Source organism: Citrobacter sp. Cf125 (assembly GCF_030333935.1).
In the GTDB taxonomy this organism is placed as follows: domain Bacteria; phylum Pseudomonadota; class Gammaproteobacteria; order Enterobacterales; family Enterobacteriaceae; genus Citrobacter; species Citrobacter freundii.
This window is the reverse complement of record NZ_JAOWEY010000023.1, coordinates 249,307-274,843: the sequence shown is the minus strand read 5'-3', so window position 1 is coordinate 274,843 and position 25,537 is coordinate 249,307. Positions and strand designations below refer to the sequence as shown.

The following is a 25,537-nucleotide window of genomic DNA, read 5'->3' as shown; positions in this document are numbered from 1 at the left end:
CAACACAACATCACAACCGTAAGCCAAAAGCCCACCAGAACACGCATTCCGATAAAACTTTTCGTTCCGGCTTCAGGAAGTGCCGCCACTATAGGTATTTGCTGGTAGAACCTCAACGGACAATTTATAATGGCTCAGATAAAAAAAACTAATAGGTTACAGCCTGTTAGCTAATTGTTAAATTCATTTAACATCAAAGCCTAAAAGTCATGTCAAAACGATTACCACCCTTAAATGCGTTGCGTGTTTTTGATGCTGCAGCGCGTCATTTGAGCTTTACTCGCGCAGCAGAAGAGCTTTTTGTGACGCAGGCCGCAGTAAGTCATCAAATCAAGTCTCTTGAGGATTTCCTGGGGCTGAAGCTGTTTCGTCGACGCAATCGATCTTTGCTGTTAACGGAAGAAGGCCAAAGCTACTTCCTCGACATCAAAGAGATTTTTTCGCAATTAACCGACGCGACGCGTAAACTTCAGGCACGTAGTGCAAAAGGTGCACTTACCGTCAGTTTATTGCCCAGTTTTGCGATCCAATGGCTGGTGCCCAGACTCTCTAGCTTTAACTCAGCTTATCCGGGAATCGATGTCAGGATCCAGGCGGTGGACCGTCAGGAAGACAAACTGGCGGACGATGTAGATGTGGCGATTTTCTACGGACGCGGTAACTGGCCGGGTCTGCGCGTTGAAAAATTGTACGCAGAATATTTATTGCCGGTCTGCTCGCCGCTATTACTCACCGGTGATAAACCGTTGAAGACGCCCGACGATCTGGCTAAACACACATTATTGCACGATGCGTCGCGCCGTGACTGGCAAGCCTATACGCGCCAGCTTGGCTTGAATCATATCAACGTACAGCAGGGACCTATCTTCAGCCATAGCGCCATGGTGCTACAGGCTGCTATCCATGGACAGGGGATTGCGCTGGCTAATAACGTCATGGCGCAGTCCGAAATAGAAGCCGGACGTCTGGTCTGTCCGTTTAACGATGTTCTGGTCAGCAAAAACGCATTTTATCTGGTTTGTCATGACAGTCAGGCAGAACTGGGTAAAATAGCCGCCTTCCGTCAGTGGATTTTGGCTAAAGCGGCCACGGAACAAGAAAAATTCCGCTTTCGTTATGAACAATAATTTACGTAGGGTATTCACATGACCAGCCGTTTTATGCTGATTTTTGCCGCCGTAAGTGGCTTTATCTTTGTGGCGTTGGGTGCCTTTGGGGCACATGTTCTGAGTAAAACCCTCGGTGTCGTTGAGATGGGGTGGATCCAGACTGGCCTTGAGTATCAAGCGTTCCATACGTTGGCTATCTTTGGCCTGGCCGTCGCCATGCAGCGACGCATTAGCATTTGGTTTTACTGGAGTAGCGTGTTTCTGGCATTAGGAACGGTGCTGTTTAGCGGCAGCCTGTATTGCCTTGCGCTCTCTCATTTACGCCTGTGGGCGTTTGTTACCCCCGTCGGCGGTTTCAGCTTCCTTGTGGGCTGGGCGCTGATGTTAGTGGGTGCTATTAGATTGAAACGTAAGGGCGTTAGCCATGAATAAGGTTGTGTTGTTGTGTCGCCCGGGTTTTGAAAAAGAGTGCGCCGCAGAAATTACGGATAAAGCAGGGCGCCGGGAAATCTTCGGTTTTGCCCGCGTGAAAGACAATGCGGGTTACGTCATCTTCGAATGCTATCAGCAGGATGATGCCGAAAAGCTAGTGAAAGAGCTGCCGTTTAGCTCACTGATTTTTGCCCGTCAAATGTTTGTGGTGGGCGAACTGCTGCAATATTTACCGCCGGAAGACCGCATTACGCCGATCGTTGGCATGCTGCAGGGCGTGGTGGAAAAGGGTGGCGATCTGCGTGTCGAAGTCGCCGACACCAATGAAAGCAAAGAGCTGGTTAAGTTCTGCCGTAAATTTACCGTACCGCTGCGCGCGGCGCTGCGTGAAGCGGGCGTACTGGCAAAATATGAAACGCCGAAACGTCCGGTGGTTCATGTTTTCTTTATCGCCCCTGGCTGTTGTTATACCGGTTATTCCTGGCCTGACAATAACTCACCGTTCTACATGGGTATTCCGCGACTGAAATTCCCGGCCGATGCGCCGAGCCGCTCAACGCTGAAACTGGAAGAAGCGCTGCACGTGTTTATCCCTGCCGATGAATGGGATGAGCGTCTGGCGAACGGAATGTATGCGGTGGATTTAGGGGCCTGCCCGGGCGGATGGACCTATCAGCTGGTTAAACGCAACATGTGGGTTTACTCGGTGGATAACGGTCCAATGGCTCAAAGCCTGATGGATACCGGACAGGTCACCTGGCTGCGTGAAGACGGATTTAAATACCGTCCGAATCGCAACAATATTTCGTGGATGGTCTGCGATATGGTGGAGAAGCCGGCGAAGGTTGCCGCGCTGATGGCACAATGGCTGGTCAACGGCTGGTGTCGTGAGACAATATTCAACCTCAAGCTGCCGATGAAAAAACGCTACGAAGAGGTATCACAGAACCTGGCTTACATTCAGGCCCAGCTTGATGAACATGGCGTAAATGCCCAAATTCAGGCGCGTCAGTTGTATCATGACCGTGAAGAAGTAACCGTTCACGTACGTCGTCTGTGGGCGGCCGTTGGCGGTCGTCGCGACGAGCGATAAGGCTACAATCCAGGTTGGATGGCGGCGAAATCGCCCTATTCGGCCTGGATTGATTCAATCAGCTGTGTATCTGAAACAATATGCGTCACATCATCCAGATGCCCAATTCTGGCCTCTCCCGAACGATTAAATTTACTTTTATCGATCAACAATAAAGATTGCGATGCGCGCTTAAGCAGAATGGATTTGAAGTCTGCGTTGGTTGCATTTGAGTCCCAGAGCGCGCCGTCGCTGTCGATCCCTTCGCAGGAAAAAATAAACAGGTCGATATCGAGGGATTTTAGCTGCGAGATAAGCGAGGGATTAACGTAGCAACCGTATTTGCGCTCAAGGCGACCGCCGGAGCTGATAAGCTGAATGTGTTCACGTTTAGCCAATTCCTGGCAGATGGGCTGGCTGTTGGTAAAAACGTGAATGTTGATGTCCGGTAGCTGTCGCGCCAGGTACCAGCAGGTTGAGCTGGCGTCTAAAGCTATCACCATACCTTCTTCGATCCATGCCAGCGCTTCGCGGGCAATATTTGCTTTGTGGGCATAGTGGCTTTTTAGTCGAATATGAAACGGGTCGCCACTGTCCTGATTTTCCCGATGAATAGCCTTGGCCCGCCCGTGATTGCGTAGCACCTTGCCCTGGGTTTGTAATTCACTGAGATCGCGGCGGATGGTCTCTTTGCTAACGTTTAGCTGCAAAGACAGGGCTTCAGTTGTCAGGCTTTTGTGGTGGGTAAGCAGATCTACGATTGCCTGCTGGCGCGCCGCTTTCATGTTCAGATCCTCATCTGATGATAAATGCCCGTACCAGACGGGCATTCTGACCAGAGATTACGGCGTTACCCCTTTTTTTAAAAGAATATTCCCGTACTTTGCCCGCTCTCCTGTGATAACGATTGCAAACGCCTTTTGCGCTCGTTCGTAAAAGGCATAACGGTCAATACGCGTGATGTCTGGACAGGGGGCCTGCAATGAAAGCGCCTGTCGATAGCGAGCCTCGACGTCAGGATCGAGAGCGTCGCCTTCTACTGCGGCCATCATCACCAGCGGTGGGGCGTAGCTGTCCAGTTCAAAAAGCGGAATAATCGCCTGCAGCAGGTCGCTGACCAGCAGGCCGTCGGCGCGAATCACCTGCGGTCCCATGCTATGAGCCGGAAAATGAGCATCGGAAAAGATAATCTCATCGCCGTGACCCATTTCAGCCAGCACCTTCAGCAGGTCGGGGGAAATTAAGGGGGATATTGTTTTGAGCATGTTACTCGACTCCTGTCAGTTCGGATTCGGTTTGCGGATAGAAGTAACGGTACTGGTAGCGCACCTGTGCACGGGCCTGTTCCGGTGAGGGAAATTCCCTAATGCCTGACCAGGCAAACATCGCGGCGCCTGCGACGGTGGTTTCGGCGTCATCCAGCACTTTGACAGGGATCCCGAGAACATTAGCTTTAATCTGGTTCCACAATGCGTTACGGCTTCCCCCGCCAACCAATAACAATTCAGTGGCCTGGAAATGACCGATTTTTTCCAGCGTGTGTAAATTCCGCTGCAACTGTTCTGTCAGTCCTTCCAGTGCGGCGCGATAAAAATGCCCGCGGGTGGTATTGAGCGTAACCCCTTGCCAGCCCGCATTCTGAGAGGTCAACAGGTCGCAGTGCATCTTGACGCCTTCTGCACCAGCAGGAATGGACCGGGCTTCGTCAATCAGTGTCTGCCAGGGCGATTCGGCAGTCCAAAACAGCTTACGCACCCATTCAAGCACGCCGGAAGCCAGCCACTGCATGCCGGGATTATATAGCCCGGCATGACTGTCTAATTCACAAGTGGAACCCGCATAATGGCTGAGCAGAGAGGTGTCCACCTGTGCGCTGCGTACCATCAGAATTTCCCATGTACCGGAAGAGAGCACCGGTTCTTCTGGCTGAGCTCCCGCGCCAAAGAGCGCAAACTGCGTGTCGTGCCCGGCAGATATCACAGGAATACCCACTGGTAGCCCGAGCAGGCTGGCGGCCTCGTGTTGCAGTACCCCAATCTGTTCGCCCGCTTCCACCAGACGTGGAAACAGTCGGCGCGGTATGCCGGTCGCCTGCAAAATGTCATCACTGAAATCGCGCTGCTGGATGTTCAGCATCTGGCTGGTGCCCGCCATGGTGATATCTGTGGTGAACTCGCCGGTTAAACGGTGGTTGATAAGCGATGAGATAAACAGCCAGGCGTGCGCCTGTTCCAGTAATTGTGGATGGTTTTCTTTCAGCCACACCAGTTTATACAGCGTGTTAAAGCTAAACGCGCCGACGCCGGAGATTTCCTGCAACTGCTGCGGTGACATGTAGCGATGGATATTTTCCATTACTGCTGCGGTGCGTGGGCACTTCCAACTGATTACCGGATATAACTGCCTGCCGTGTTGATCGACCAGCGCACCGTCTACGCCGAAGGTGGTGACGGCGATCCCGCAGATACGGCAATTGGCCAGTTGCGTGGAGAGCCGCTGACAGCAGTCGGCGAAGCGTTGCAAAATGGCTTCCAGCGACCACTGATGCCAGATACCGTTCTCCGCGGCAATATCACTGGCGTTGGGCGTAGAGGCGCGGGCGATAATTTTTCCCTGACGGTCAACGGCTATGGCCCGCACGTTGGTCGCGCCACAGTCGAGGACCAGGATAACCTCTTGTTTCATAATTGCTCCTGGGAGATTACCTATTGCCGGATGGCGGCTTCGCCTTATCCAGCCTACAAAACCGTGCGCTTCGTAGGCCTGATAAGACGCGTAAGCGCCACCATCAGGCAATTGCTCGATGTTTAACGCTTATACAGCGGACCGTAGTTCTGGCAGGCACGATAATCCTGGCCTTCCGTATCCATTCCGTGGGCTGCCCAGGCTGAAGGACGGTAAATTTTCTCGTCTTCCACGTTGTGCATGCAAACCGGGATACGCAGCATGGCGGCCAGAGTGATAAAGTCTGCGCCCACGTGACCAATCGTCAGCACTCCGTGGTTTGCGCCCCAGTTAGCCATAACCGAATAGACATCGCTGAACGGGCCTTTACCGGTTAAGCGCGGGGCAAACCAGGTGGTCGGCCAGGTAGAGTTGGTGCGCGCATCGAGCTGGTCATGCATATCTTCCGGTAATTCCACGCTCCAGCCTTCGGCGATTTGCAGTACCGGCCCCAGGCCCTTGATGATGTTGATGCGAGTCATGGTGAACGGCACGCCGCCCTCGGTCAGGAAGCGAGAGGAGTAGCCGCCGCCGCGGAAGTATTCGTGAATAGCCGGACACCATTCGGTTGCCGCCAGGCAATCATCGACCTCTTTTTGCGAGATTTCCCAGTGCGGTTTCATGGTCGGTTTCCCTGCGTCGTCGCGCTGTTTGCAGGAGCCGTCCAGTGCTGCCGAGCCGGAGTTAATCAGGTGAATAATGCCGTGCTCAGCAAGGCCGGTCAGCGGTTTACCCGTGACGCGCTCTACCGCTTCTGGCGACCAGTAGGTGCGCACATCGGCAAAGACCTGCGCCGTGCCGGTGAGTTGATGGCCGAACAGCATCGCCACGCCGTTCAGGCTGTCGTTTTCGGTGGCGACAACGAACGGTTCGCGTATGCCATTCCAGTCAAAGGAGCTGTTGAGCAGCGCTTCGGCGGTATCACCATTCGGATATTGATCGGTCCAGTGACGCTGGCCCTGGAAGCCTGCGGCAATCGCGTTGTATCCCAGCGACTCTTCTACCCGACCTTTGTCGGCCAGCTTCTGGTTACCCTGCATCATGTCGCGAATGCACATGGCCATTAGCAGACTCTCTTTCAGCACCGCACGGCTCTGTTCTGCATTGCGCTTATATTGCTGCGCGTTCTGATCCTCACCGTACCGGAAGTTTTTGTCCGCCCACGCCAGCGCCATTTCCAGCTCAGCTTCGTCATAGATTTTTTGGTCGATGCGACGACGCAGTTCGGTCATATCAACGGGTTGAACTTTCATTCCCAGCCAGGATTCAAAGAAGTTATGATCGACAATAGAGCCGGCAATGCCCATTGAAACGCCGCCTACGGACAGGTAGGTTTTGCCTTTCATACCGGCGACGGCTAAGCCCGCGCGGGCAAAGCGCAGCAATTTTTCTTCCACATCGGCAGGGATCGTGGTGTCGCCGGCGTCCTGTACGTCATGGCCGTAAATAGAGAAGGCAGGAAGTCCTTTTTGATTATGCGCAGCCAGCGCGGCAGCCAGATAAACGGCCCCCGGACGTTCTGTACCGTTGAAACCCCAGATAGCTTTCGGACGCATTGGATCCATGTCGATGGTTTCGCTACCGTAGCACCAGCATGGGGTCACGGTGATGGTCACGCCCACATTCAGGCTGCTGAATTTTTCTTCGCAGGCGGCAGATTCCGCCATCCCGGCGATACAGGTGTCGGCAATGACACATTCAATTTGCGCGCCGCAGGCGTGACGAAGTTTCTCAGCGATCAGCGCAGCGGTGGCTTTAGCCATATTCATGGTTTGCTCTTCCAGCGATTCACGAACACCCATACGGCGCCCATCAATCACCGGACGAATGCCAATCTTCGGTAAGCTATTTTTTTTCATTCGAGGTTCCTCATCTCACTTTATGCCGTGCTGCAAAAGCGGATGTTGAACACCACCGTCGCAGTTGGCTGAATAACTCATTTTTGCTAACTCGAGTTAGCTTAGGTATTAGAGAGTTTTTTGCACAACTTTTTTGTTGTGGAACTGTGAGAGGCTTCACGAGAAGTGGTTAAAATTCGATCTGCGTCAAATAAACCAGAACGCATATTTTTGTATAAATCCTTTTAAATTAAGTATTTGCAATAAAATGTTTGTTCAGCGTCACAGATTTAAACCAAATGATTTGGCTAATTTGAGTAGCTAAAATAGCTTTAAAAGGCACTTCGCTAACTCGAGTTAGCATGATTGATAAAACGCATATGAACGTATAGGTAGTATTCGCATTAACGGTGACGATGGCTTCCTGGCAACGTTTTTTCGCCTGATTCACTGATTGCAGTTTCTGTATATTGAGGAAAGCAGCAATGTCTGAAACATTTTTACAGATGAGTCATATTACGAAACGTTTTCCCGGCGTATTAGCGTTGAGTAATGTGGATTTTGCTTTACGCAAAGGCGAGGTTCATGCGCTGCTGGGTGAGAATGGCGCAGGAAAGTCTACGTTGATGAAGATTTTATCCGGTGTTTATCAGCCTGATGAAGGAGATATTATTTTTGAAGGGCAATCTGTTTCTTTTGCGAACCCGTTGAGCGCACAAAGCGCAGGTATCACGATTATTCACCAGGAATTTAATCTTTTCCCTGAACTCACGGTAGAAGAAAATATTTTTATTGGCAGGGAGTTTTGCAAAAATAACCGCTGGCGTCTGGATGAAAAACAACAGCGACAGGCTGCTATCGATATTTTGCAAAAATTAAACCTGAATATCTCCCCAGAAACGCTGGTGGCCGATCTGACCGTCGCGCAACAACAAATGGTTGAGATTGCTAAAGCGATATCGGTGAATGCTAAGATCCTTATTATGGATGAACCGACGGCGGCACTGACGGAAACGGAAATCGACAGCTTATTTCAGGTAACCCGTTTGCTGAAAGAACAGGGGACGGGCATTGTTTATATCTCGCACAGGCTGGAGGAACTGGCGCTGATAGCCGATCGTGCGACGGTGATGCGTGATGGTCAGTTTATTGCCACTGTAGATTATGATGCGGTTAAAATTAGCGACCTGATTGCCATGATGGTTGGGCGGGACCTCGGCAATATCTATCCTCGTCGTGGACCTTTGGCTCAACGTAAGCCGGTGTTGGAAGTCAGCGGTCTGACTCGCAATGGTGTACTGAACAACATTGATTTCACCCTGTATCAGGGCGAAATATTGGGCTTTGCCGGTCTGATGGGCGCAGGGCGTACCGAGCTGGCGCGGGCGATTTTTGGCGCGGATCCCATTGATGGCGGTACCCTCAAGCTAAACGGAAAAGTGACGGTAATTAAAGATATTCCTGATGCTATCCAACAGGGTATCAGCTATTTAACCGAGGACAGAAAAAAAGAGGGGCTGGCATTAGGACTGTCCGTTGAGCGTAATATTATGTTGGGCAATTATCCTGAATATTCTGACCGCTATGGCAATGTGGACAGCAAACGTTGTCAGAAAACCAGCGAGGAACAGGTTAAAGCTCTACGGATTAAAACACCACATTTAGAGCAGGCTGCACTGAATTTAAGTGGCGGTAATCAGCAGAAAATTATTATTGCCAGATGGGTATGTAAAGATACCGATATTCTCATCTTTGACGAACCCACTCGCGGTATTGATGTGGGGGCCAAACTTGAAATTTATGAATTAATGAATCGACTGGTGGCAAAAGGGAAGTCAATTATCATGATTTCCTCTGAATTACCGGAAGTGCTGGGTATGTGCGATCGCATTTTGGTTATGCGTAATGGACGTATTACCGGGGAGTTAGCTTCTGATGACGCCACACAAGAAAAAATCATGCAATACGCGACGTTAGAGGACTAATTTATGACTATCTCTGTAACCTCTTCAGACAGCAATAATAAGAAAATAAAAATTAACAAAGAACTTTTAATGCGCCTTGCGCCGCTTTTGAGTCTGATTATTTTAGTAATATTTTTTAGTTTTGGTTCGCCATTTTTCTTTAACACTGAAAACATCATGACAATTGCCTTGCAAACGTCAGTGATTGGCATCATGGCGATTGGCGTTACCTTTGTCATTATCACTTCAGGAATCGATCTTTCTCTTGGCTCGGTAGTGGCCTTTTCTGGTGTTGCGGTAGGCATCAGCGCCACGCTGGGATTGCCTCTGCCCGTATGTATTCTGGCGGGGGTGCTGGCCGGGGGATTATGCGGCTATATCAACGGCCTGCTGGTCACCAAAATGACTATCCCGCCTTTTATCGCCACGCTGGGCCTGATGATGTCAGTCAGAGGCATCAATATGGTGATGACCGATGGTCGTGCGATTTATTTCGCAGATTACCCCACCTTCAAAATGCTGGCCCAGGGACGTTTGTTCGATGTGCTGCCTTATCCCGTTTTTTACCTGGTAGTGGTGGCGTTAATCGCCGCCTACATCCTGAAGAAAACGGTGATTGGTCGCTATGTTTACGCCGTGGGTAGCAATGAGGTGGCCGCACATCTTTCCGGTATTAAGGTTCAGCGCGTCAAAATTTTCGTCTACGCCTTTTGTGGTCTGCTGACCGGGATTGCCGGGGTGATTCTGGCTTCTCGTTTGAACTCTGGTCAGCCAACGGTCGGCGTGGGATATGAGCTGGAAGCCATCGCGGCGGTTGTTATTGGCGGTACGAGCCTGATGGGCGGAATTGGCACCATCGGCGGCACGATCATCGGCGCATTCATTATGAGCGTGCTGAAGAATGGCCTGAACCTGATGGGCGTTTCCCAGTTCTGGCAAATGGTAGCCATGGGAGTGGTGGTCATTGCCGCGGTTTATCTCGACACATTACGCAAAAAAATTCGTTGATTTACGCTCCCGGAAGTCACGGGGCATCATAACCCTGACGTTTAGGGTGACTCACTCAGAACGGAGTAAAACAATGAGAACCAGGAATTTTGTCTATGCGTTATCCCTGCTGGCCTGTATGACATCCAGCGTATTGGCTAAAGATATGAACCTTCCGGTGGTCAGTAAAGGTTTCCAGCATGAATTCTGGCAAACCGTAAAAATGGGGACGGAAGCGGCAGCAAAAGAGTTGGGTGATAAAACCAGCTATGTTGGCCCGGCGGATGAAACTCAGATTGCCGAGCAGATTCAGTTAGTTGAAAACGCGATGGCGCAAAAACCTAATGGGCTATTACTGGCCGCGTTAGATGCCAATGCGCTGGCGCCATTAGTTGAGACCGCAAATTCACGCGGCATTAAAGTTGTGACGTTTGACTCCGGCGTGAATTCCGATATTCCGGTGAGCTTTGTCGCCACGAATAACCGTAAAGCCGGTGCAGAAGCCGCAGATGCGCTGGCAGCGGAAGTGGGCAGCAAAGGAAAAGTTGGCATTATTGCGCACGTAGCGGGGACCTCCTCAGCAATTGAGCGTTCGGAAGGGTTTATTGCCCGTATGAAGGAGAAATATCCGGATATTCAGGTGCTACCGGTCCAGTACAGTGATGGCGATCCGCAAAAGGCGATGGATAAAACCATCGATATGATCCAGGCCAATCCTGATATTGCAGGGATTTATGGCACGAATGAAGGTTCAACGCTGGGCGTAGCAAACGCTATTGATAGTCAGAACCTGAAAGGCAAAGTGAAAGTGATTGGTTTTGATAGCACAGAGGCAATTATTGCCTTCCTGAAGTCCGGAGTGATTCAGGGATTTGTGGTGCAGGACGCTTATCAAATTGGCTACCAGGGTATCAAGACGCTGAATGCAGCGGTATCGGGTCAGTCTGTACCGAAAGAGATTGATATTCCGGTGAAATTTGTCAGTGCGAAGAACATTGATACCCCGGAAATTGACAAATTGTTACACCCATTTGGTAAAAAATAAGACCGTTGGGGCGAGGTACTCGCCCCATCATTAGCCAGCGTCAGGGAGTTACTATGGGCAGTGGATATTTCCTCGGTGTGGATGTCGGTTCCGCCAGCGTCAGGGCTGGTGTCTTTGATGCCAGTGGCACACGGCTGGCTTTTGCGACACGCCCCATCTCGCAGTTTCGACCCGGTCCTGAGCGGGTTGAGCAGTCATCTGCAGAAATCTGGCAGCAGGTTTGCCATGCGGTGAGAGGAGCGGTGTCGTCAGCGGGGGTTCCCGTCGAGGAGATTCGTTCACTGGGATTTGATGCCACCTGCTCCTTAGTTGCCCTCGATGAACACGGGCAGGGACTGGCGGTTTCGCCTGGTGAATCGCCAGACCATAACATCATCATGTGGATGGATCATCGCGCGGTAGATGAGGCCAAACGCATTAATGCCACGCAAGATCCGGCTCTACGCTACGTTGGCGGTGAAGTCAGCGTAGAGATGGAACTTCCCAAGGTGCTGTGGCTGAAAAATCATTTTCCCGCAACGTGGCAGAGTGCACATCGTTTCTATGATCTTGCGGACTTTCTGGTCTCTAAAGCTACCGCCACTGATGTTGCCGGTTTGTGCACGTTGACCTGTAAATGGAACTATCTGGCACATGAACAACACTTTAGCCACTCCCTGCTCGACGCCGTTGAATTAACGGATTTGTTGGGCAAAATCCCGTCGCGTATTCTTCCGCCAGGCGCTGGCGTTGGAACGCTTAGCAGCGATTCGGCCCAGGCGCTGGGGCTGACGACTGCAGTGGTCGTCGCCAGCGGTATGATTGATGCCCATGCCGGCGGAGTTGCGCTTGCCGGGGTTGAGCCTGAGGGGACGTTGGCGCTGATTAGCGGAACGTCAAATTGCCATATGCTGTGCAGCGAGCAGGAAATTCATACGCCAGGTGTTTGGGGGCCTTATTGGTCAGCCATGCTGCCAGGCTACTGGCTGACGGAAGGGGGGCAGAGTGCTGCTGGGGCGTTAGTCGACTGGACGCTTCAGGAATCAGGAGCCAGTGCTGAGCTGTTTCACAAAGCTGAGGCCCGGGGCTGCCATCCCATTGTTTTAGTTAATGAATGGGTTGCCGCACTTGAGGAGCAGGAGTCTGAGCCTGGTCGTTATCTGCATGTGCTTGCCGATCACCACGGTAATCGTTCGCCGCGCGCACGGCCCGATGCTCGAGGCAGCATCTGTGGTTTGACGCTGGAACGAGGTGAGATGCAGGTAGCTCGCCTGTACCTGGCGACATTACAGGCGATCGCCTGCGGTACGCGGCATATTATGGAAGTGATGCGTGAAAACGGTCACACCATTTCCCGACTGACGCTGTGCGGCGGCGCAACGCATAACCCACTGTGGATGAGAGAATATGCCGATGCTACCGGATGCGATATTCATCTTATGCAGGAAGAGGATGCGGTGACGTTAGGTGCGGCTATCACTGGCGCGGTAGCATGCGGCGCGTGGGCAACTATACCGTCCGCATGCCGGGCGATGGTTCGATCGGGCGAGGTGATTAAGGCGAACCCGGCGCGGCGGAACTTCTATGATCGCAAATACCAGGCTTATCTGATGCTGTGGGATCAGCAGCAGGCGATTAACCAACTTATGCAGTAAGACAAAAGTTTAAAATACTTTTATGATTGTAGATTGACGTTTTTGGATGTGGACTGGGGCATATAGATGGCTAAAACAGTAGAACAGATAGCCAGCGATCTGAATTTATCGGTTACGACCGTACGACTGGTGCTGAACGGGAAAGCAGAGCAATATCGAATCAGTGTCAAAACCCAAACGCGTATTAATGAATATGTCGAGCGCTATGGTTACGTCATTAACCATTCAGCACGTAGCCTGAAATTAAATAAAACGGATACTTTGGGATTGATTGTACCCAATATTTCCAACGTCTTTTTTGCCACACTCGCAGAAAAACTTGAGCAACGCTGTCGTCGTTCAGGTTATCAGTTAACGATTAGCTGTACCTATGACGATGTTGATTACGAAAATAAACTGACCAAAGCGTTAATCGCCCGTAATGTCGATGGCCTTTTTATTGTTCCCTCAACGTTAGAGAATCAGCAACACCATTTACGTCAGGTCAGAAAACCGATGGTGTTACTTGACCGTGATTTTAAGTATACCGATAACGCACTGGTAGAAAGTCATAACATCTTGGGCGGCGAGAAATTGACGCAGAGTCTGTTTGACGCTGGAAAGTCGCCAATCTGGTTTTTAGTGGGGGATACTGGATTACCCAGCATTGGTGATCGTTTGCAAGGTTATCTTAATGCATTGAACAATAATGGCATTTCACATAGAGATTGGGTGCGCGAAGGTCCGGACAACACACCTGAAGGTGGTTATCGACTGATGGATGAGTTGATCGGCGAACAGGGCTGTCCGCAGGCGTTTATCGCCTCATCATTACCGGTACTGGAGGGGGCTATTAACGCTATTCGTAATCGTTTAGGCACAATTCCACCGGAAATTAATATTGGGACATTCGATGAACACCCAATGCTGGGATTCCTCGCCAATAATGTCTGGTCAATGCAACAGGATGAAAATGTCTGGGCGGAAAAAGCATTCGATATGATGATGAGTGCTATTGATGATCACCCAATTAAAGAAACTGTAAAAGTTGAGATGAAACTTATTAAGCGCGTAAGACAACCTTAATATGTCGCTATAAATAAATCGGCCAACTGAATCTGAATAAATACGTTCAGTGGCTGCCTGTACCTGAAACCTGACCCGTCTTATTCTGCGGCTGCATTTTTCGCAATAAAGACGAGGGGAAACTGTACCCGGAGAATCATTATGGAAAGAATGCGTTTGTCGCGAGAAATCATTGAAACCTGTCTGGAAATGACCAGCCTTGGATTGAATCAGGGGACGGCGGGAAATGTGAGTGCGCGTTATGAAAACGGGATGCTGATCACGCCCAGCGGTATTCCTTACGAAAGACTTACTGAAAACATGATCGTGTATGTAGATAACGACGGGAAATATGATAAAGGACAATTACCCTCCAGTGAATGGCGTTTTCACCTGGCGGCATACCAGACGCGTCCGGATGCCAATGCGGTTGTCCATAACCATGCCGTACACTGCACGGCCGTTTCAATTCTTAATCGCCCTATCCCGGCAATTCACTACATGATTGCAGCGGCGGGGGGGAACTCTATTCCGTGTGCGCCTTATGCGACGTTTGGTACACGAGAGCTGTCAGAGCATGTGAGCGTCGCCCTGAAAAACCGTAAGGCAACGCTTTTACAGCACCATGGGTTGATTGCTTGCGAAGCGAATTTGGAAAAAGCACTGTGGTTGGCGCATGAAGTGGAAGTTCTGGCCCGTCTGTACCTGAGCACGCTGGCGATTGTTGACCCGGTGCCGGAGCTGGATGACGAGGAGATCGCTATTGTGCTGGAGAAATTCAAATCTTACGGATTACGCATTGAAGAGTAATTTCGCATAGCGAAAAGGAGAAATACAATGGCGAACAGAATGATTCTGAACGAAACGGCATGGTTTGGCCGGGGGGCTGTTGGCGCATTAACCGATGAAGTTATTCGTCGCGGTTATCGCAAAGCGTTGATTGTGACTGATAAAAATCTGGTGCAGTGCGGCGTTGTTGAGAAAGTGACTACCCGAATGGATGCTGCAGGTCTGGCATGGGAAATCTATTCAGGCGTTATTCCTAATCCAACCATTGCGGTAGTGCAGGAAGGATTGAGTGTCTTTCAGCAAAGTGGCGCAGACTATCTGATAGCAATCGGCGGAGGCTCCCCGCAGGATACCTGTAAGGCGATTGGCATTATCAATAATAATCCTGAGTTTGCTGATGTACGCAGCCTTGAAGGGTTATCGCCGACACGCAACCCAAGTGTGCCGGTTATGGCTATCCCAACCACCGCGGGAACGGCGGCGGAAGTGACCATTAACTACGTGATCACCGACGAAGAAAATCGGCGTAAGTTTGTTTGTGTCGATCCACATGATATCCCGCAGGTGGCGTTCATCGATGCTGACATGATGGACGGCATGCCTGCTGCGTTAAAAGCCGCTACCGGCGTGGATGCACTGACGCATGCCATTGAAGGGTACATCACGCGGGCGGCGTGGGCATTGACCGATGCGCTGCACATCAAAGCCATTGAAATTATTGCCGGGGCATTACGCGGTTCGGTTGCGGGCGAAAGCCAGGCGGGTGAAGCGATGGCGCTGGGCCAATACGTAGCCGGGATGGGCTTTTCCAACGTAGGTCTGGGATTAGTGCATGGCATGGCGCACCCGTTAGGCGCGTTTTATAACACGCCACACGGCGTCGCGAATGCTATTTTGCTGCCGCACGTGATGCACTACAACGCGGAATTTACCGGGGATAAATTCCGCGATATCGCTCGGGTAATGGGGGTTAAGGTTGAAGGACTGACGTTGGCGCAAGCACGTAAAGCAGCAGTGGATGCCGTCTTCGCCCTTAACCGCGATGTAGGGATCCCCCTGCATTTACGCGATGTTGGCGTCCGTAAAGAGGATATTCCTGCGCTGGCGCAGGCCGCATTTGACGATGTTTGTACCGGGGGAAATCCGCGTGAAGCGAGCCTTGGGGATATCGTCGAGCTGTACCATACTGCCTGGTAATCACCTGGCGTTTATCTGGCCTACAGGGTTATACGTTAAGTAGGCCGGATAAGCGCAGCGCCATCCGAAAATAAGACTACCGTGCCAGCCGTAGCTGCTGTAGGTTTCCGTCGATATGTAAGTCCGTTTGCAGCCGCGCGATATCGCGGCACAAAAACGCCATTTCCCGATGTTCTTCGAGTTTCTTGCGCCATTTCTCCGGTACGTCATCCAGATGTTCATACAGTGCTTCCAGCGTTGGAAACTGCGTCAACAATTGTGTGGCGCTTTTAGGACCAATACCGGCAACCCCAGGTATCTTAGAACTGCTGATCCCTGCCAGTCCCCAGTAATCAGGCAACTGTTGCGGCAGTACGCCGAACTCTTTCTCGATAAACGGCGCATCCAGCCAGCGTTTCTGGAAATAATCGCGAATACGCAGTGTTGGGGAGAGTAGCTGACAATAGCCTTTATCGGTTGAGACGATGGTTGCCTGATGTCCGGCCTGGCTAACTTTCACCGCCAGAGTTGCGGCTAAATCATCGGCTTCATTCCCGCTGGATTCCCAGCAGCAGACACCGCGCTGTTCAAAAGCGGCGCGTAAGGCGGGCATTTCCTTGTATAAATCGTCAGGCATTGGCGGGCGACCGGCTTTGTAGTCAGGTAAGCGTTGGTGACGCCAGCCGCTGTTGCGCGCTTCGTCATCAAATACCGCCACGGCGTGTGTGGGCTGACTGTGCACAATCAACTGATCGAGCGCGTGCTGGCACGTCTCCACGCAGGGTGAGCCCTGTACGGCGTGAATTCGGCGGATAAGATTCAGTGCATCGACAATGAGCAGATGGACGGCCACGGTGTTCTCCCTAACAAATCAGTCTGTAGGGTAACATTCACGGCGAGTGGAGGCGAAGATCTGATACAACATTTTGCCGGATGGCGGCTGAAGCCTTATCCGGCCTACAAATGAATACGGCACTGTAGGCCGGATAAGCTTGCGCCATCCGGCAATGGGGTGGGACTTAATCGCAGGTGACAATTTTCATTGCCAAACCGCCGCGAGATGTTTCGCGGTATTTGGCATTCATGTCTTTACCGGTTTCGTACATGGTCTCGATAACTTTATCGAGGCACACGCGTGGCTCACTGGTACGGCGCAGCGCCATACGTGCGGCGTTCACCGCTTTCACGGACGCGATCGCGTTACGCTCAATGCACGGTACCTGTACCTGGCCGGCAACCGGATCGCAGGTCAGACCCAGGTTATGTTCCATACCGATTTCTGCCGCGATGCACACCTGCATTGGACTACCACCCAGCAGTTCAGCCAGACCAGCCGCTGCCATGGAGCAGGCCACGCCAACTTCACCCTGACAGCCGACTTCGGCACCAGAGATAGAGGCATTCATCTTATACAGAGAACCAATGGCGCTCGCGACCAGCATGTAGCGTGCCAGCGAGTTAGCGTTCACTTCACGGATAAACTTGTCGTAATACGCCAGTACGGCAGGAACAATCCCGCATGCACCGTTGGTTGGCGCGGTAACCACTCGTCCACCTGCTGCGTTTTCTTCGTTCACGGCCAGCGCGAACATGTTGATCCAGTCAACAACCGCCATCGGGTCAGTGGTGGTTTTGTCGCTGCTGACCAGCATGCGACGCAGCGCAGCAGCACGACGCGGGACGCGTAGTTTGCCCGGCAATACACCTTCGGTGGTGATGCCGCGCTCAATCCCGCTACGCATCACTTCCCAGACGTTAGCAAAGTGCTGTTCCAGCTCTTCTTTGCTGTGCAGGGCCAGTTCGTTTTGCATCATCAGACCGGAAAGTGACAGGCCGGTTTCCTGGCAATGACGTTGCAAATCAGCTGCGGATTTATACGGATACGGCACGTTTACCGGAGAGTTATTCGGTAAACCAAAATGTTCTTCATCAACGATGAAACCACCGCCAATGGAATAGTAAGTCTGGCTGTAAATGGCTTTTTCACCTGCCAGTGCGGTAATACGCATTCCGTTTTCGTGCAGGGACAGATTGTCCGCATGGAAATTCATGCACTTGTCGACCGGGAACTCGACCTCATGTTGACCGTCTGCCAGCAGCAAACGCCCATGAGTATTCACATCCTGGATAAAGGAAGGGATGGCATCAATGTCTACGGTATCCGGCAGATTACCCGCCAGGCCCATAATAATCGCGATGTCGGTATGGTGACCTTTCCCCGTCAGAGACAAGGAGCCATAGACATCAACCACTACGCGGGTTACGTCAGTGAGAATTCCGCGTGCAATCAGGTCATCCGTGAATTGTTTGCCTGCTTTCATCGGGCCAACAGTGTGGGAGCTGGAAGGGCCAATGCCGATTTTGAAAATATCGAATACGCTAATCATGAGGCGTCCATTGTGTATCGAGATGCGCCGCCCCGAAGAGCGGCGCAGGGGAATTAACTGAACAGAGAGTAGAAAATAGCGGAGATAGCGATCAGGCCCATAATCACAACGAAGACGTTGCTGATATGGCCGCTGTACTTACGCATTGCCGGTACTTTCTGGATGGCATACATCGGCATCAGGAACAGAATCATCGCGATGATTGGGCCACCCAGGGTCTCAATCATACCGAGGATGCTCGGGTTCAGTGTCGCCACAATCCAGGTGGTTACCAGCATGAACAGTGCAGTGATTTTGTTCAGTTTGTTGATTTCGATGGATTTGCCTTTGCCGCGCAGAGACTTAATCACCATCCCGTTGAAGCCTTCACGTGCGCCCAGGTAGTGGCCGAGGAAGGATTTGGTGATAGCGATAATCGCGATGATCGGTGCCATCCAGGCAATAATCGGCGCGTTAAAGTGGTTCGCCAGGTAAGACAGAATCGAGATGTTCTGCTCTTTTGCTGCTGCCAGGTCCGCCGGGGTCAGGCTGAATACGCAGCTGAAGACGAAGAACATAACGGTCAGTACCATCATGATGTGAGCGAATGCCAGAATCTTGGAGCATTTCTTCTCAGCTTCATCACCGTACTCTTCACGCTTCGCCACGGCGAAGGAGGAGATGATCGGGGAGTGGTTGAAGGAGAACACCATTACCGGAATCGCCAGCCACAGGGTCAACAGCAGGCCGTTCCCGGTGGTTGCCGCAGAGTCAAAAGACATGGTTTCCAGAATCGCACCGCTCCACTGAGGGATCAGATACAGCGCCAGCAGCATCAGAGCCGCAACGAACGGGAATACCAGGATGCTCATCGCCTTAACGATCATCTGCTCACCGAAGCGCACGATGGTCATCATGCCGACAATCAGGATCAGAGACAGGATTGCACGTGGCGGAGGCGTAATCGCCAGCTGATGGGTCAGGAAGCTTTCAACGGTATTGGTGATTGCTACGCTGTAAACCAACAGAATCGGGTAGATAGCGAAGAAGTAGAGCAGGGTAATCAGTTTACCTGCGCCAACGCCGAAGTGTTCTTCTACAACTTCGGTGATGTCTTCACCCGGATTTTTACCGGACAGCACAAAGCGAGTCAGACCGCGGTGTGCAAAGAAGGTCATTGGGAAGGCAAGGATCGCCATGATGATCAGCGGGATCATACCGCCTACGCCTGCGTTGATCGGCAGGAACAATACACCCGCGCCAATCGCCGTGCCGTAAAGGCCCAGCATCCACATGGTGTCTGTCTTGCGCCATGCGCTGCGGGTCTGGCCCGTAACGATAGTGCTGGTTTGAGTGTTTTCCATCTATTTCTCCTGGAGGAAGCTTAAAAAGCCGGGTTTGAGGTCAATCCAATGAGAAAGTACCCGGCTGTAAATCGAAATTCGTTGAGCGATTTTTATATAATTTTTCGCCGTAATAATTTTCGGGCGGAAAGATACATTTTAGTAATGAATGTATCAGTGATCGGGATCCCAAATGCAATAATCCACCTTTTATGTGGATAAATTTGGGCCATTAATCTGTTAAAAAATAGTCAAAGCGAATTTACGGGCGCGAAGGCTAACATTAACGACATATCTCATGAAAGCGAAGGCGCGAAGATAGGCGTGTTCAGCTGTAAAAACTGTTGTTTTTAGATGATTTCGGCGACTAATAATAATTTACTAAGATAAATCACGGTTGGGTTTTCAAGGTAATCGTTTGCGTGACGCGCTGTTTTTAATGAATCATCACTGGTATTTATGTGATTGTCAGAGCTATGTGACTGGTATCACTAAAAAAAGCCGGGAGGCAAATGCGCCAAACCCGGCTTTGGTATGGACAAAACTGTCACCGCTATAGTGCTGCTAGCGGGTGTAGAAGGTTAGGCGCAGATCTCGTAACAAGGGATATACGCAGTGCCCGGTAACTTCATACGATGTTGTGCAACAAAGCCCTGCAGGAGATCGTCCATACGGCGCATCATTTCGCGGTCACCGTGGATTTTGTACGGGCCAAACTCTTCAATAGCGCGGATGCCGACTTCCTTCACGTTACCAGCCACAATACCGGAGAATGCACGACGTAGATCGGCCGCAAGTACTTCAACGGGTTGATCCGGGTACAGCTTCAGGTTGGCCATGTTTTCATGGGACGGTTCGAACGGCATCTGCAGATCGGGCGCGATACGAATCGACCAGTTAAAGCTGTAAGCATCACCTGTGTCGCGACGGTTTTCTTTCACCAGCGGCATCGCTTTTTTCATCAGACGCGCCACTTCCGCTGCATCGTCAATGATAATGCGATAGTGGCGACGCGCGTCTTCCCCCAGTGTGTGCACGATAAATTCGTCCAGCACGCGGAAGTAATCCGCACTCTCTTTTGGTCCGGTCAGGATCAGTGGTAGAACCTGATCTTTGTTGGCCGGATTCATCAGGATCCCCAGCAGATACAGCAGCTCTTCTGCTGTCCCTACGCCACCCGGGAAGATGATAATACCGTGGGCGATACGCACGAACGCTTCCAGACGTTTTTCAATGTCCGGCATGATGATCAGTTCGTTTACCAGCGGGTTAGGCGGTTCAGCGGCGATGATTGACGGTTCGGTCATGCCAATAAAGCGGCTGTCTTTGTATCGCTGCTGGGCGTGGCCTACCGCAGCGCCTTTCATTGGCGCTTCCATCGCCCCTGGACCGCAGCCGGTACAGATGTTCAGTTCGCGCAGGCCCAACTGGGTGCCGACGCGACGAGCGTACAGGTACTCATTTTCGTTGATTGAGTGACCGCCCCAGCAGACGACCATGTTCGGCGCTTCACCAACGTGCAGCGCCCGGGCATTACGCAGGATCGAGAATACCAGGTTGGTAATATGCACCGAGCTTTCGAGATCCAGATGCTGAAAACGACCGGCGTTATGGATCTGGCCATTGACGAACAGAATGTCGCGCAGCACGGCAAACAGGTTAGCTTGTAGCGCACGAATAATGCGTCCATCAACAAACGCATCTTCAGGTGGGTTGATCAGTTCCAGCTTCACGCCCCGTTCGCGGCGCAGTACGTTAATATCGAAACTTTCAAAGCGTGACAGCAGTTCTTTACTGTTGTCGGTCAAACTGCCGGAGTTCAGAACGGCAAGCGAACAGTTACGAAACAGTTGATACAGGTCGCTGCTGGCCGTGCGTTTAAGCATATCGACTTCCAGCTGCGACAACATGTCCATTGAGCCAAGCGGGCTAATATGTGTAATCAAGTAAACTCCTTATGGGACGCAACACGTCATTCCCTGTGATTACAATAGCCCTGGCTTATGACCTTTCACAACCTTGTGCGCGGAATCCGACACGCAAAATTGAGAAAAAAGATTACTGACGCACCAGACGACCGGTTGCCGGAGTGAAATCGGTGTTGGTGCGCCATGGGTTAATGTCCAGGCCACCACGTCGCGTGTAGCGTGCGTAAACGCTCAGTTTCTCCGGCTGGCAGAAGCGCAGAATGTCATTGAAAATGCGTTCCACACACTGCTCGTGAAACTCATTATGGTGGCGGAAGGAGACCAGATAACGCAGCAGCTTCTCCCTGTCGATTTTCCGTCCGCGATACTGAATTTGTATGGAGCCCCAGTCGGGCTGATGGGTAATCAGACAGTTGGATTTCAGTAGATGGCTGACCAGTGTCTCTTCCACTGCCTTTTCACCGCTCACGGCATTTTCCAGATACGCAGTGCTGAACTGGTAGTTATCGATGACGATATCCTGATTGTCGATACAGGTGCCGTTAAAGTGGGCTATCGGTTGCCCTTCCAGTTCGTCAAGGCGGTACAGGGCCACGCTGACATCGCCCTGAGCGCAGGCGCGAAGATCGTTTTCCAGTGTCTGACGTACCGCATCCCAGGAATCAAAACGCGTCTGATTAAAACTGTTCAGGTAAAGCTTAAAGCTTTTCGATTCAATCAGATTTACGCTGGTGTAATCCAGTTCCACGTGACCGACTGCGACCTGGGGTAAGCCGTTGGTATTCAGCCACGACAGTTCATACAGCGTCCAGATATCTGCACCGTGAAAAGGCAGGGTATCGGCCTTTAAATCCAGCGGATCGCGGTTTAGGCTGCGCGGAACGCCCTGCAACAGACTTGCATCGTAATTGTCTCGGTAATCCGTTGATTTACCTAGAGTCAGGCCGTCAAGCGCCTGATGATTTTCATAAGAGGACATGTTTCACCGTCATAAACCAGATACACTATGCGACAAGTGTATCCTGGCTTTTGTGAAGAGAGAAATCAGTGGACGAATTGACAGCGCAGGCGTTGGTAGCCTTTACGACGCGTTATTGCGACGCATGGCATGAAAAAAACAACAGTTGGCCACTCAGTGAAGAGCTGTATGGCGTACCTTCTCCGTGCATCATTTCTTCCACAGACGATGCGGTATTTTGGCAGCCTCAACCTTTTGTCGGCGAAAAAAACCTCAATGCGGTTGAACGGGCCTTTGATATTGTGGTACAACCTGCCGCTCACGCTTTTTACACCACCCAGTTTGCCGGGGATATGCACGCGCAGTTTGCGGATGAAAAGCTGACGCTGCTGCAGACCTGGAGTGAAGATGACTTCAGGCGCGTTCAGGAAAACCTGATTGGTCACTTGGTTACGCAAAAGCGACTTAAGCTTTCGCCTACGCTTTTTATTGCCACACAAGATAATGAGCTTGACGTCATTTCGGTGTGCAATCTGTCCGGTGAAGTGTGCAAAGAAACGCTGGGAACCCGTAAACGAACGGTGCTGGCGGCCTCACTTACGGAATTCCTCACTCAACTTAAGCCAGTTCTGTAATCCTGTTTGCCCTGAATCTTGTGAGAGATCTCTTACAAACCCTGTAGGACATTGCCAGGTGATAAGTAAAGACTTAATGAATTAATAAAATAATAATTTATTATTATTCAATTGGTTAGTCTTTTGTTGTCAACTTTCATACGAAAATAATCGTAAGGGTAAGCCTGTAAGCATCTTGTAAGACAAAGCGAAACAGGCGATTCTATATCTGTCGACAAGGAGTCGCACAACGAAGAGAACATCAGGATGATGGCTCTTCACTTGGATACACCAGGACGGTGTTGCAAGGACAGGCTTCAGGACGAAGCAAAGAGGAAGACGCTGGATGCGTTAAAGGACACCTCCAGGACGGAGAATGAGAGCCGGTCAGGATGTTCGGCGGGTCAGGATGGCCAGGATACTTCAGGATGAAGTTTTCACATCGGGGTGATGTGAGCAGGATGCAAAAGTTCAGGATGAACAAGGTCGCAAGACCACAGGAAAAGTTGTCACGGATGAGCAGGGAGCACTAAAAGTAGCTGGAATGCTGCGAAACGAACCGGGAGCACTGTTTTTTTACAGTGCTCCCTTTTTTTATTTCCCTCCACTAGTGCTATTCTTCGCGCCAGATTTTTCATCATTGAGGTTTATTTCATGACGACTCATGACCGTGTGCGCCAGCAGTTACACGCACTTGAAGCGCTACTGCGTGAACATAATCACTGGCGGATGGATGAGCCAGCAGAGCATCTGTTTACCAGTACGCAGCCTTTTTGTATGGATACCATGGAGCCGGTCGAGTGGCTGCAGTGGGTGTTGATTCCCCGCATGCATACGCTACTCGATAACGCGCAGCCGCTTCCGCAGGCTTTTGCCGTTGCACCGTATTACGAAATGGCGCTAGCAGCCGATCATCCGCAACGCGACATTCTCCTGGCGGCATTGCAGGAGCTGGATGCGCTGTTTACCAGTGATAACGCCTGATGCTGGAAATTCTTTATCAGGACGAATGGCTGGTTGCAGTCAATAAACCTTCGGGCTGGTTGGTTCACCGCAGTTGGCTCGACCGGGATGAGAAAGTGGTGGTGATGCAAACGGTGCGAGACCAAATTGGTCAGCACGTTTTTACCGCCCATCGACTCGACAGACCAACCTCCGGTGTGCTGCTGATGGGACTGTCCAGCGAAGCCGGGCGTTTGTTGTCTCAGCAGTTTGAACATCATCAAATTCAGAAACGCTATCATGCGATTGTGCGTGGCTGGCTGATGGATGATGCCGTGCTGGATTACCCGTTGGTCGAAGAGCTGGATAAGATTGCCGATAAGTTTGCCCGCGATGATAAAGGCCCGCAGCCTGCCGTCACCCATTATCGCGGCCTGGCAACGGTAGAAATGCCGGTAGCGACCGGGCGTTATCCGACCACCCGTTATGGACTGGTGGAGCTGGATCCTAAAACCGGTCGGAAACACCAGCTCAGGCGCCATCTGGCCCACTTACGCCATCCGATAATTGGCGACAGCAAGCACGGTGATTTACGGCAAAATCGCAGCGCCGCAGAGCATTTCGGTTGTCAGCGATTAATGCTGCATGCCAGCCAGCTTGAGCTGACGCATCCATTCACCGGTGAGCCGCTGGTTATTCGCGCCGGGCTGGATGACGTCTGGATGCAGGCATTGTCACAATTTGGCTGGCGTGGACTTCTCCCTGAGAATGAAAGGGTTGAGTTCAGCGGGATGTCAGGTCAGGATGAGCAGATAGATTCTTAAGTCCCAGGAGATTACGGTTATGGCGGAAATTGGAATTTTTGTCGGCACAATGTACGGAAACGCGCTGCTGGTTGCCGAAGAGGCCGAGGCCATTTTGACGGCACAGGGTCATAAAGCCACGGTGTTTGAAGATCCGGAGCTTAGCGACTGGCAGGTATATCAGGATAAATATGTGCTGGTGGTGACCTCAACGACCGGGCAGGGCGATCTGCCCGATAGCATTGTGCCGCTGTTTCAGGGGATCAAAGATAATCTCGGTTTCCAGCCAAATCTGCATTACGGAGTCATTGCGCTGGGCGACAGCAGCTACGTTAATTTCTGTAATGGTGGCAAACAGTTTGATGCGCTGTTGCAGGAGCAAAGCGCACAGCGCGTGGGTGAAATGTTGCTGATTGACGCCAGCGAACATCCTGAACCGGAAAGCGAATCCAACCCTTGGGTAGAAAACTGGGGAACCTTGCTCAAATAATCTCTCGCCCGTACGGACATACAACCCCCATTTGAACCGTAGGCCGGGTCAGGCGAAGCCGCCACCCGGCAATAAAACCCCAATTACGTGAACTAACTTCCACTGCTTTGGGCTTATGCCCCAAACAACTTCTTACTGCCTCCCGAATGTTGTGTTCATGCACGGTGAGGGTAAGAGCCACTCCTTCATATACTTTTCCCGTCAGTTCCCGAAAAGGCAGCGAGTCAGAATAAAACGGCCCTGAGCTGTACCAAAACTGCCACACACTAACCTCTCATT

Annotated in this window: 23 protein-coding genes; 14 read left to right on the top strand and 9 right to left on the bottom strand. The window is 51.4% G+C overall.

Features of this window, described 5'->3' with window-relative positions; all coding sequences use genetic code 11:
• The first annotated feature begins 209 nt into the window (after positions 1 to 209).
• Genes gcvA through rlmM form a run of 3 tightly spaced genes read left to right on the top strand, consistent with a single transcriptional unit; the run spans position 210 to position 2,634 of the window.
• Entirely contained in the window at positions 210 to 1,127 is a 918-nt protein-coding gene (gene gcvA, locus OGV89_RS11725; RefSeq protein ID WP_003034035.1) for a glycine cleavage system transcriptional regulator GcvA, read from the top strand.
• A gap of 18 nt (positions 1,128 to 1,145) precedes the next feature.
• A complete protein-coding gene (locus tag OGV89_RS11720; RefSeq protein ID WP_003034037.1) occupies positions 1,146 to 1,541 on the top strand; it encodes a DUF423 domain-containing protein in 396 nt (131 codons plus the stop codon).
• Positions 1,534 to 2,634 carry a 23S rRNA (cytidine(2498)-2'-O)-methyltransferase RlmM gene (gene rlmM, locus OGV89_RS11715; protein WP_003034040.1) on the top strand — a complete coding sequence of 367 codons (1,101 nt, stop codon included), beginning with the start codon at positions 1,534 to 1,536 and terminating at the stop codon, positions 2,632 to 2,634. Before OGV89_RS11720 ends, rlmM begins: the two co-directional genes overlap by 8 nt.
• Before the next feature lie 35 nt (positions 2,635 to 2,669).
• Here rlmM and fucR read toward each other — a convergent pair whose 3' ends face one another.
• From fucR to fucI, 4 genes are all read right to left on the bottom strand, one after another.
• Complete coding sequence (gene fucR, locus OGV89_RS11710; protein WP_044713418.1) at positions 2,670 to 3,398, bottom strand: L-fucose operon activator; 729 nt, start codon at positions 3,396 to 3,398, stop codon at positions 2,670 to 2,672.
• Positions 3,399 to 3,455: 57 nt separating this feature from the next.
• Positions 3,456 to 3,878 (bottom strand): L-fucose mutarotase, encoded by a 423-nt coding sequence (gene fucU / locus OGV89_RS11705; protein ID WP_003840383.1) that lies wholly within the window; start codon positions 3,876 to 3,878, stop codon positions 3,456 to 3,458.
• A 1-nt stretch (position 3,879) separates the two neighbouring features.
• Positions 3,880 to 5,298 (bottom strand): L-fuculokinase, encoded by a 1,419-nt coding sequence (fucK, locus tag OGV89_RS11700; RefSeq protein ID WP_286558661.1) that lies wholly within the window; start codon positions 5,296 to 5,298, stop codon positions 3,880 to 3,882.
• Positions 5,299 to 5,420: 122 nt separating this feature from the next.
• Positions 5,421 to 7,196 (bottom strand): L-fucose isomerase, encoded by a 1,776-nt coding sequence (gene fucI, locus OGV89_RS11695; RefSeq protein ID WP_003034050.1) that lies wholly within the window; start codon positions 7,194 to 7,196, stop codon positions 5,421 to 5,423.
• A gap of 464 nt (positions 7,197 to 7,660) precedes the next feature.
• Here fucI and OGV89_RS11690 point away from each other — a divergent pair, with 464 nt between their 5' ends.
• From OGV89_RS11690 to fucO, 7 genes are all read left to right on the top strand, one after another.
• Positions 7,661 to 9,160: a sugar ABC transporter ATP-binding protein gene (locus tag OGV89_RS11690; RefSeq protein WP_003034052.1), complete on the top strand. Its 1,500-nt coding sequence runs from the start codon at positions 7,661 to 7,663 to the stop codon at positions 9,158 to 9,160.
• Positions 9,161 to 9,163: 3 nt separating this feature from the next.
• Positions 9,164 to 10,147, top strand: a complete 984-nt coding sequence (locus tag OGV89_RS11685; RefSeq protein ID WP_003034055.1) for an ABC transporter permease — start codon at positions 9,164 to 9,166, stop codon at positions 10,145 to 10,147.
• Positions 10,148 to 10,220: 73 nt separating this feature from the next.
• Positions 10,221 to 11,171, top strand: a complete 951-nt coding sequence (locus OGV89_RS11680) for an ABC transporter substrate-binding protein (protein ID WP_003034057.1) — start codon at positions 10,221 to 10,223, stop codon at positions 11,169 to 11,171.
• Between the two features lie 53 nt (positions 11,172 to 11,224).
• Positions 11,225 to 12,805 carry an FGGY-family carbohydrate kinase gene (locus OGV89_RS11675; RefSeq protein ID WP_032938369.1) on the top strand — a complete coding sequence of 527 codons (1,581 nt, stop codon included), beginning with the start codon at positions 11,225 to 11,227 and terminating at the stop codon, positions 12,803 to 12,805.
• A 66-nt stretch (positions 12,806 to 12,871) separates the two neighbouring features.
• Positions 12,872 to 13,870, top strand: coding sequence for a LacI family DNA-binding transcriptional regulator (locus tag OGV89_RS11670; RefSeq protein WP_003034060.1), 999 nt, complete (start codon positions 12,872 to 12,874; stop codon positions 13,868 to 13,870).
• Positions 13,871 to 14,011: 141 nt separating this feature from the next.
• A complete protein-coding gene (gene fucA / locus OGV89_RS11665) occupies positions 14,012 to 14,659 on the top strand; it encodes an L-fuculose-phosphate aldolase (protein WP_003846518.1) in 648 nt (215 codons plus the stop codon).
• Positions 14,660 to 14,686: 27 nt separating this feature from the next.
• A complete protein-coding gene (fucO, locus tag OGV89_RS11660; RefSeq protein ID WP_003846521.1) occupies positions 14,687 to 15,835 on the top strand; it encodes a lactaldehyde reductase in 1,149 nt (382 codons plus the stop codon).
• A 76-nt stretch (positions 15,836 to 15,911) separates the two neighbouring features.
• Here the strand turns inward: fucO and xni are convergent, their stop codons facing one another.
• The 5 genes from xni to queF all read right to left on the bottom strand — a co-directional run bounded on the left by xni (position 15,912) and on the right by queF (position 22,430).
• Positions 15,912 to 16,667, bottom strand: a complete 756-nt coding sequence (gene xni, locus OGV89_RS11655) for a flap endonuclease Xni (protein ID WP_003846524.1) — start codon at positions 16,665 to 16,667, stop codon at positions 15,912 to 15,914.
• A 166-nt stretch (positions 16,668 to 16,833) separates the two neighbouring features.
• Complete coding sequence (locus OGV89_RS11650; RefSeq protein WP_003034070.1) at positions 16,834 to 18,201, bottom strand: L-serine ammonia-lyase; 1,368 nt, start codon at positions 18,199 to 18,201, stop codon at positions 16,834 to 16,836.
• A 53-nt stretch (positions 18,202 to 18,254) separates the two neighbouring features.
• Positions 18,255 to 19,544, bottom strand: a complete 1,290-nt coding sequence (locus OGV89_RS11645) for an HAAAP family serine/threonine permease (protein ID WP_003034073.1) — start codon at positions 19,542 to 19,544, stop codon at positions 18,255 to 18,257.
• 560 nt (positions 19,545 to 20,104) lie between these two features.
• A complete protein-coding gene (ppnN, locus tag OGV89_RS11640) occupies positions 20,105 to 21,469 on the bottom strand; it encodes a nucleotide 5'-monophosphate nucleosidase PpnN (RefSeq protein ID WP_003034076.1) in 1,365 nt (454 codons plus the stop codon).
• Positions 21,470 to 21,581: 112 nt separating this feature from the next.
• Positions 21,582 to 22,430, bottom strand: coding sequence for an NADPH-dependent 7-cyano-7-deazaguanine reductase QueF (queF, locus tag OGV89_RS11635; RefSeq protein WP_003034084.1), 849 nt, complete (start codon positions 22,428 to 22,430; stop codon positions 21,582 to 21,584).
• Between the two features lie 68 nt (positions 22,431 to 22,498).
• On the opposite strand from queF, the gene syd reads away from it, so the two are divergent.
• The 4 genes from syd (at position 22,499) to OGV89_RS11615 (ending at position 25,258) form a co-directional block, all read left to right on the top strand.
• A complete protein-coding gene (syd, locus tag OGV89_RS11630) occupies positions 22,499 to 23,044 on the top strand; it encodes a SecY-interacting protein (protein ID WP_003846531.1) in 546 nt (181 codons plus the stop codon).
• A 633-nt stretch (positions 23,045 to 23,677) separates the two neighbouring features.
• Entirely contained in the window at positions 23,678 to 24,007 is a 330-nt protein-coding gene (locus tag OGV89_RS11625) for a YqcC family protein (RefSeq protein WP_003034091.1), read from the top strand.
• On the top strand, positions 24,007 to 24,789 hold the full coding sequence (truC, locus tag OGV89_RS11620) for a tRNA pseudouridine(65) synthase TruC (protein WP_003846534.1): 783 nt from the start codon (positions 24,007 to 24,009) through the stop codon (positions 24,787 to 24,789). Before OGV89_RS11625 ends, truC begins: the two co-directional genes overlap by 1 nt.
• Before the next feature lie 19 nt (positions 24,790 to 24,808).
• Positions 24,809 to 25,258, top strand: coding sequence for a flavodoxin (locus OGV89_RS11615; RefSeq protein WP_003846536.1), 450 nt, complete (start codon positions 24,809 to 24,811; stop codon positions 25,256 to 25,258).
• Positions 25,259 to 25,537: the final 279 nt, after the last annotated feature.

Excerpts from the sequence above, each read along its gene's own strand:
- OGV89_RS11615 (WP_003846536.1), top strand. The coding sequence starts at position 24,809 with ATGGCGGAAATTGGAATTTTTGTCGGCACAATGTACGGAAACGCGCTG.
- rlmM (WP_003034040.1), top strand. The coding sequence starts at position 1,534 with ATGAATAAGGTTGTGTTGTTGTGTCGCCCGGGTTTTGAAAAAGAGTGC.
- OGV89_RS11685 (WP_003034055.1), top strand. The coding sequence starts at position 9,164 with ATGACTATCTCTGTAACCTCTTCAGACAGCAATAATAAGAAAATAAAA.
- OGV89_RS11720 (WP_003034037.1), top strand. The coding sequence starts at position 1,146 with ATGACCAGCCGTTTTATGCTGATTTTTGCCGCCGTAAGTGGCTTTATC.
- fucK (WP_286558661.1), bottom strand. The coding sequence starts at position 5,298 with ATGAAACAAGAGGTTATCCTGGTCCTCGACTGTGGCGCGACCAACGTG.
- OGV89_RS11675 (WP_032938369.1), top strand. The coding sequence starts at position 11,225 with ATGGGCAGTGGATATTTCCTCGGTGTGGATGTCGGTTCCGCCAGCGTC.
- OGV89_RS11625 (WP_003034091.1), top strand. The coding sequence starts at position 23,678 with ATGACGACTCATGACCGTGTGCGCCAGCAGTTACACGCACTTGAAGCG.
- OGV89_RS11650 (WP_003034070.1), bottom strand. The coding sequence starts at position 18,201 with ATGATTAGCGTATTCGATATTTTCAAAATCGGCATTGGCCCTTCCAGC.
- fucO (WP_003846521.1), top strand. The coding sequence starts at position 14,687 with ATGGCGAACAGAATGATTCTGAACGAAACGGCATGGTTTGGCCGGGGG.
- fucI (WP_003034050.1), bottom strand. The coding sequence starts at position 7,196 with ATGAAAAAAAATAGCTTACCGAAGATTGGCATTCGTCCGGTGATTGAT.
- queF (WP_003034084.1), bottom strand. The coding sequence starts at position 22,430 with ATGTCCTCTTATGAAAATCATCAGGCGCTTGACGGCCTGACTCTAGGT.
- fucR (WP_044713418.1), bottom strand. The coding sequence starts at position 3,398 with ATGAAAGCGGCGCGCCAGCAGGCAATCGTAGATCTGCTTACCCACCAC.
- OGV89_RS11645 (WP_003034073.1), bottom strand. The coding sequence starts at position 19,544 with ATGGAAAACACTCAAACCAGCACTATCGTTACGGGCCAGACCCGCAGC.
- fucU (WP_003840383.1), bottom strand. The coding sequence starts at position 3,878 with ATGCTCAAAACAATATCCCCCTTAATTTCCCCCGACCTGCTGAAGGTG.
- OGV89_RS11680 (WP_003034057.1), top strand. The coding sequence starts at position 10,221 with ATGAGAACCAGGAATTTTGTCTATGCGTTATCCCTGCTGGCCTGTATG.
- OGV89_RS11670 (WP_003034060.1), top strand. The coding sequence starts at position 12,872 with ATGGCTAAAACAGTAGAACAGATAGCCAGCGATCTGAATTTATCGGTT.
- fucA (WP_003846518.1), top strand. The coding sequence starts at position 14,012 with ATGGAAAGAATGCGTTTGTCGCGAGAAATCATTGAAACCTGTCTGGAA.
- truC (WP_003846534.1), top strand. The coding sequence starts at position 24,007 with ATGCTGGAAATTCTTTATCAGGACGAATGGCTGGTTGCAGTCAATAAA.
- gcvA (WP_003034035.1), top strand. The coding sequence starts at position 210 with ATGTCAAAACGATTACCACCCTTAAATGCGTTGCGTGTTTTTGATGCT.
- OGV89_RS11690 (WP_003034052.1), top strand. The coding sequence starts at position 7,661 with ATGTCTGAAACATTTTTACAGATGAGTCATATTACGAAACGTTTTCCC.